This is a genomic window from Saccharopolyspora sp. NPDC047091, assembly GCF_040643635.1.
GTDB lineage: Bacteria > Actinomycetota > Actinomycetes > Mycobacteriales > Pseudonocardiaceae > Saccharopolyspora_C.
Genome location: NZ_JBEYUS010000130.1, coordinates 1 through 6,621 on the forward strand (window position 1 = coordinate 1; position 6,621 = coordinate 6,621).

The window sequence follows — 6,621 nt, forward strand, 5'->3', positions numbered from 1 at the left end:
GTTTTCGCATGTGGCGGAGCCACCGGTGAAAACGATCCCGCAGCGAGGAGAACGCTGAGGTTCCGCCACCCGAGCGCTACGCAAACCGAGTTCACAGAGTCGTGTCGAGGAGCTTCGCGATGGCCGCCCGGGAGACGTCCGGGCCGAACTGCGCGGCGATGCCCGCCTTGCCCGCCGCCGACAGCCGCGACCAGGTGGCGTCGTCGGTGAGCAGCCGGGCCACGGCCGCCGCCAGCCCCGCCGCGTCGTCCGCGACGAGCACGTCCCGCTCCGGTTCGAGGTGCATGCCCTCCATCGCCAGCGTCGTGCCCACCACCGGCACGCCCAGCCCGAGGCTCTCCCCCACCTTGCCCTTCACGCCCGCGCCGAAGCGCAGCGGCGCCAGCACGACCCGGCTGCGCGCGTACAGCGCGGCGAGGTCCGGCACCCAGCCGTGCACCTCGACGCCGTCCCCGGCGAGCGCCAGCACCTCCTCGGTCGGGTTGGAGCCGACGACGTGCAGCACCGCGTCCGGGCACTGCTCGCGCACCAGCGGCAGCACCTCGGCTGCGGCCCACTCCGCGGCGTCCCGGTTCGGCGGGTGGTCGAAGCTGCCGACGAACAGCACGTCGCGGCGGCCGTACGGGGACTCGGTGCCGTCGTGGACGTCGTGCACGTTGGACAGCACCCGCACGTCGGCGTCCGGCACCAGCTCGCCGAGCAGCTGCTGCTCGGCCTCCGACACCACCAGCGTCACGTCGCAGGAGCGGACCAGGCCGAGCTCCATCTCGCGGGACGCGAAAGCCTTGCGCCGCAACGCCTTCGCCACGTCCGGCTCGCCCTGCTCCTCGGCCAGCGCGGCCTGCCGCTGCAACCGCAGGAAGTGCACGTCCACGGTGTCGTAGGCGAGCACGGCCTGCGGCGCGCGGGTTCGCAGCTCCTCCACCAGGCTCCACGCGACCTGCGGGCGGGACAGCACGGCCAGCGAGATCTCCGAGCCCGCCTCGACCAGGAACGCCTGCTGCAGCTCGGGTTCCGGCAACACCGTCACGCCCGCCTGCTGCAGCTCGGTGGTGTAGGGCTCCAGCTTCGCGTGGTTGGCGGGGAAGAACACGACCCGGGCGCCGAGCTCCACGAACTGCTCCAGCACGCGGCGGATCCGCACCGAACCGGAGTCGAAGTCGGGGCGGGGCACCTGGTGGTCCTTCACCAGCACGATCGGCCCGTGGTGCCCGCGCGCGCCGCGCTGCCGGGCCAGCCACAGGTTCCGCGGCGAGGCCTCCGGCAGGTGATCGGCGAGGACGTCCCGCCACTTGTCCACGAACACCTGGCGGTTCAGCTCCTGGTGCCGCTTCACGCCGGTGGACAGGTCGGTGCCGTTGGAGACGCCTTCGTGGTGCACCACCACGGCCTTCGGCTGCACCACGGTGCGGTAGCCGGCGGCGCGCACCGCGAACGCCAGGTCGGTGTCCTCGTAGTAGGCGGGCGCGAAGCGGGTGTCGAAGCCGCCGACCTGCTGGAACACCTCGGCGCGCACCAGGATCGCCGCCCCGGAGCAGTAGTCCACGTCGCGCAGCACGTTGTGCTCGGAGGCCGCCGGTTCCCCGTTGCGCCCCAGGTTCCAGCCGGTGCCGTCGGACCAGACGATGCCGCCGCACTCCTGCAACCGGCCGTCCGGGTAGACGAGCTTCGCGCCGACCAGCCCGATCCGCTCGTCGAAGTCCATAGTGGACATGAGCAGGTCCAGCCAGGACTCGGTGACCTCGGCGTCGTTGTTGAGGAAGAACAGGTGCCTGCCGCGCGCGTGCTGCGCCCCCAGGTTGCAGGCGCCGATGAACCCGAGGTTCCGCTCGGCGCGCACCAGCCGGACGCCCTCGCACTCCGCGAGCCGCACCGCGCTGTCGTCCGGGGAGGCGTCGTCCACCACGATCACCTCGAACGGCACCGACACCAGGTGCCCGCCGAGGAACCGCAGGCACTGCCGGGTGTACGGCCACTTGCCGTGCACCGGGACGATCACGCTGACCACCGGGTCGTCGCTGCGCGGCACCGCGACCGGTCCCGTCTCCGGAGCCTGCTCGGCCACGACCGCGCCGGGCTGCCTGCCGAGGGCGAGTTCGTAGGCGTCGCGGCGCGCGGTGCCGCGGGGCGCGACGCGCTCCACGACGGTGCGGTACTTGCGGACGGCGCGCTGCACCAGCGCCGAGTTCTGCGCGGCGAGCTCGGCGTTGCGCGCGGTGAGCTCGGCGGCGCTGCGCTCGGCTTCCGCGGTGCGCTGCTCCAGGCGGGCGACGGAGTCGCGCAGCCACTCGATGCGGGCCGCGTCGCGGTCGGCACCGAGCCGCGCCTGCTCCAGGCCGGATTCGAGTTCGGTGCGCAGCCGCTGCTGCTCGCGGACCTGCTCGTCCGCGCGGGATTCCTCGGCGCGGCGCAGCTCCTCCAGCCGGGCGACCGCGCCCTTGAGCTCCTCGGCCTCCGCGCGGCTGCGCCGGTAGTGCTCGTTCAGCTTCGCGACGTCGGCGACGGCCTCGTCGCGCTGCTCGATGATCGGCCGCACGTCGGCCTGCCCGGCCCGGCGCACCAGGGTGAGCTCGTCGTCCAGCAACACCGCCGCGGCGGGCAGCTTCGGCAGCGCCCGGTCCGAGGCCACCCCCAGCAGGTAGGTGTGCGGCAGGCCCTGGCGCACCGTCCACGCGCCCGACCCGTCCTGGTGCAGCGTCTGCAACCGCACGCCGGCGATCGCGGTGTCCGGGTCGCCCGGGTCGGCGGGGGTCAGCACCGAGCCGACCGCCGTGTTCTGCCGCAGCACCGCCACGTGCCGGAACGCGCCCTCCAGCAGCGATTCGAACTCGGGGCCGGTGAGCTCCTTGACGTGGAACGGGTTGTCGTTGCCGTGCTCGTGCTGGTAGACGTCCGTGTCCGGGGTGCTGACCAGGAACAACCCGCCCGGTTCGAGCCGGGAGCGGACCAGGGCGAGCACCGCGTCGTGCTCGGCGACGTGCTCGATCGCCTCGAAGCACACCACCACGTCGAACGGCTTCTCGTCGGCCAGCGCGTCCGGGTCGGTGATCGAGCCGGTGCGGAACGAGACGTCGCGGGAGCCGTAGCTGCGGGTGGCGTGCTCCACGGTCGCCGGGTCGACGTCGAGGCCCACGACCTCCGCGCCCTCGGCGGCCAGCAGCGCGGCCCCGTAGCCCTCGCCGCACGCCAGGTCCAGCACCCGCTTGCCGCGGACGAACCGGGCCGCCAGCGCGTACCGGTGGTAGTGCTCGTAGATCACCTGCACGTCGTCGGCCCAGGGGACGCAGCGCTCCCCGGTCCAGTCGATGAGCCGGTCGCCGTCTTCATCCATCGCGTCTGCCTTCGACCCCAGTACCCGTCGGCGCCGATCCGCGCGATCGCGGCCGCACCCGTTCGTGGTGCAGGCTAGCCGCTGGGCGGTGCGGTCAGGTGCGGGAGCCGCACAACCCCGGCGGCTCCGCATGAGAAAGTTCTCATGCCCTTCTCATCCCCGGTGCCAGGAAGGCGGCGACGATGCGCGCATGAGGCCGGTGAAGAGATTGCCACTGCTCATCGCCGCGCTCGCGCTGCCGATCGCCGCGGTGCTGCTGGGCTACGCGTTGAGCAACGGGCCGCGCACCCCGCAGGTGCCCGCCGAGGTGCGCGTCGGCGACCTCGTCGGCCCGGCCCCGAGCGGGTCCGCACCGCCACCGGTCGTCAGCACCGCACCGCGCGCCGACCTGCCCCCGCCGGAACCCGAGGACGACGACGATTCCGATGATCCCGACGACGACCGCTCCGACGCCCCGGACCGGCCGGATCCCTCGGACGAGCCGGACGATGACGACTGAGCAGGCGCGCCGCGGCACCCGCGTCCCCGCCCGCGCGCAGATCATGGGCTGGATGCTGCTGGTGCTGGTCCTGGTGCTGGCCGGGATCGTGCTGCTGGTCTGGCGGTTCCTGCAGAACGAGGCGATGAACAAGGTCACCGCCGCCCTGGAGCAGGAGGGGCACGAGTTCGTCAACTTCGCCCACGTCGGCCGCGACCCGGCCACCGGAGTGCCGATCGCCGACCCGGAGGTGCTGTTCGAGACCTACCTCGGCCAGCAGTACCCGGACGCGTGGGAAGCGCTCATCGGCACCTGGGACACGCCGACCGGGTTGCAGGCGCGGGTGCAGGCGCAGGACAAGGGCACCCGGACCGCGGTGCACGAACCCGGCCTGCTCGAACGCATCTCGCACGATCCGAACCGGCAGGGCACCGCCCGCACCGGCGCCGGCCCGCTGCGCTGGGTGAAGGTGGAGGTGCACACCCGCGAGGGCGGGCACGCCTGGTTCATCACCGGGCACTTCACCGCCGCCGACGTGTCCGAGGTGCACGAGGTGGTGCGCACCCTGGCGCTCGTCAGCGCGTGCGGCGTGCTGCTGGCGGCCGCGTCCTCCTGGGTGGTGGCCGGGGCGATCCTCGGGCCGGTGCGGGTGGTCCGGCAGACCGCCGCGGAGATCAGCGAGCACGACCTGACCCGGCGCATCCCGGTGGAGGGCCGCGACGACATCGCCGCGCTCGCCTACCAGTTCAACGCGATGCTCGACCGGCTCGAATCGGCGTTCAGCACCCAGCGCCAGTTCGTCGACGACGCCAGCCACGAGCTGCGCACCCCGATCACCATCGTGCGCGGGCACCTCGAACTGCTCGGGGACGACCCGCAGGAACGCGACGAGGTGGTGCGGCTGTGCACCGACGAGCTGGACCGGATGACCCGCATCGTGGAGGACCTGCTGATGCTGGCCAAGGCGGACCGGCCCGACTTCGTGCACCCCGCCGAGGTGTCGCTGGCCGAGCTCACCAGCGACATCGACGCGAAGGTGCGCTCCATCGCGGACCGGCGCTGGGTGCTGGAGAGCATCGGCGAAGGCGACGTGGTGGTCGACGCGCAGCGCCTCACCCAGGCCGTGGTGCAGCTGGCGCAGAACGCGGTGCAGCACACCGAGGACGGCTCGGAGATCCGCATCGGCTCCGCGCTGAGCCTGGGCCGGTTGACGCTGTGGGTCACCGACCGCGGCCCCGGAGTGGACCCGGCCGAGGTCGAGCAGATCTTCGCGCGGTTCGCGCACGGCAGCGGGCCGGGCCGCGGCGGCGCCGGGCTGGGGCTGGCGATCGTCGCCGCCATCGCCGAAGCGCACCAGGGGCGGGTGCGGGTGCTGTCCGAACCCGGGGAGGGCGCGACCTTCGGCCTCGACCTGCCCGCCTGGCCGGGCGCGGTGCCCGGTCTCGTCCCGTCCGCGACCGCCGAGGAGGCCCACCCGTGAGCAAGATCCTGATCGTCGAGGACGAGGCGCGCATCGCGGCGTTCCTGGAGAAGGGGCTGCGCGCCAACGGCTTCGGCACCGCGGTCGCCGGGGACGGCGCCACCGCGCAGGAACTGCTGCTCGGCGGCGACTACGACCTGGCCGTGCTCGACCTCGGGCTGCCCGGCAAGGACGGGTTCTCGGTGCTGCAGGCGGTGCGGGCGCAGCGGATCACGCTGCCGGTGATCATCCTGACCGCGCGGGACTCGGTGCACGACACCGTCGCCGGGCTGGAGGGCGGCGCCGACGACTACATGACCAAGCCGTTCCGGTTCGAGGAGCTGCTGGCGCGGGTCCGGCTGCGGCTGCGCTCGGCGGACCGCGCGCCGGACGTGGCGGTGCTGCGCGAGGGCGACCTGTCCCTGGACCTGCGGAGCCGCCGCGCCCAGCTGCCGGACGCGACGGTGGACCTCACCGCCCGCGAGTTCGCGATGCTGGAACTGTTCCTGCGGCACTCCGGCCAGGTGCTGTCCCGGGAGCAGATCCTGTCGCACGTGTGGGGCTACGACTTCGATCCCGGGTCGAACGTGGTGGACGTGTACGTGCGGGCGCTGCGCCGCAAGATCGGCAGCGAGCGGATCCGCACCGTCCGCGGGATGGGCTACCGGCTCGGTTCCTGAGCGCCGGGCCGAGACCCGATCCGGTCGACGGCGCGGTTCCCGGGGGCTCCGGCGTCACCCTGGGTCGCGATGACCGCCGACCGCCCGAAACCTCCCTGCGGCGCCTCGACCGCGGTGCGCGCCGAGTTGTGCACACCTGTGGACAACTTCGTCCACACCTGTGCACAACCGGGTGCGGACCGGGTCCCGCGCACCCCCGGGAACTCGGGGAACGGAGTTGTCCACAGGCTGTGGAAAGAATGTTTGCGCTGGCCCGGCGGTGTGGACGCGCGTTCACCGGCCGGTCATCCACCGGTTCCGCACCGGACAGCCGCCGGGGCGCCACCGCCTGCCCGGCGCACGGCCCGCGGACCGCCCGTCCACAGCCCCGCGGCGCCGGGGACGATCCGTCCCGAGGTCCGGCACCGGACCACCGGCCTCACCCGTCCCAGAAGCCGCACGTGCCCCAGGGTGACCGCCCCGCAAGGCAACCCCGCCGGAGCGATCGATGCCGACGCCGCACCGCCCGCCTTCGCCCCTCCCCAGCGGGCCGCCGCTGCTTCTCGTCAGCGGCGAAGCCGCCGAGCACCGACCACGTACCCAGGCCGACCACCCGCGGGTTCTCAGCGGGATTCTCGGGAGGACAGCTTTTTCCCTCGTGGCGGAGCCACTCGGGAAAAAGATCCCGCAGCGA

General features: G+C 73.2%; 4 protein-coding genes. 3 read left to right on the forward strand and 1 reads right to left on the reverse strand.

The window, feature by feature from the left end; translation table 11 throughout:
• Positions 1 to 91: 91 nt before the first annotated feature.
• On the reverse strand, positions 92 to 3,331 hold the full coding sequence (locus tag ABZ805_RS28900; protein ID WP_358446997.1) for a glycosyltransferase: 3,240 nt from the start codon (positions 3,329 to 3,331) through the stop codon (positions 92 to 94).
• Between the two features lie 199 nt (positions 3,332 to 3,530).
• On the opposite strand from ABZ805_RS28900, the gene ABZ805_RS28905 reads away from it, so the two are divergent.
• From ABZ805_RS28905 to ABZ805_RS28915, 3 genes are read left to right on the forward strand one after another with little or no spacing between them, the layout of a single operon-like run.
• Positions 3,531 to 3,830, forward strand: a complete 300-nt coding sequence (locus tag ABZ805_RS28905; RefSeq protein ID WP_358447000.1) for a hypothetical protein — start codon at positions 3,531 to 3,533, stop codon at positions 3,828 to 3,830.
• Entirely contained in the window at positions 3,820 to 5,289 is a 1,470-nt protein-coding gene (locus tag ABZ805_RS28910; protein ID WP_358447003.1) for an ATP-binding protein, read from the forward strand. The genes ABZ805_RS28905 and ABZ805_RS28910 overlap by 11 nt, the downstream gene beginning before the upstream one ends.
• Positions 5,286 to 5,948, forward strand: coding sequence for a response regulator transcription factor (locus ABZ805_RS28915; RefSeq protein WP_358447005.1), 663 nt, complete (start codon positions 5,286 to 5,288; stop codon positions 5,946 to 5,948). Before ABZ805_RS28910 ends, ABZ805_RS28915 begins: the two co-directional genes overlap by 4 nt.
• Positions 5,949 to 6,621: the final 673 nt, after the last annotated feature.

What these genes read in the sequence shown, in the direction of transcription:
- ABZ805_RS28910 (WP_358447003.1), top strand. Translation starts at nt 3,820, where the DNA reads ATGACGACTGAGCAGGCGCGCCGCGGCACCCGCGTCCCCGCCCGCGCG.
- ABZ805_RS28900 (WP_358446997.1), bottom strand. Translation starts at nt 3,331, where the DNA reads ATGGATGAAGACGGCGACCGGCTCATCGACTGGACCGGGGAGCGCTGC.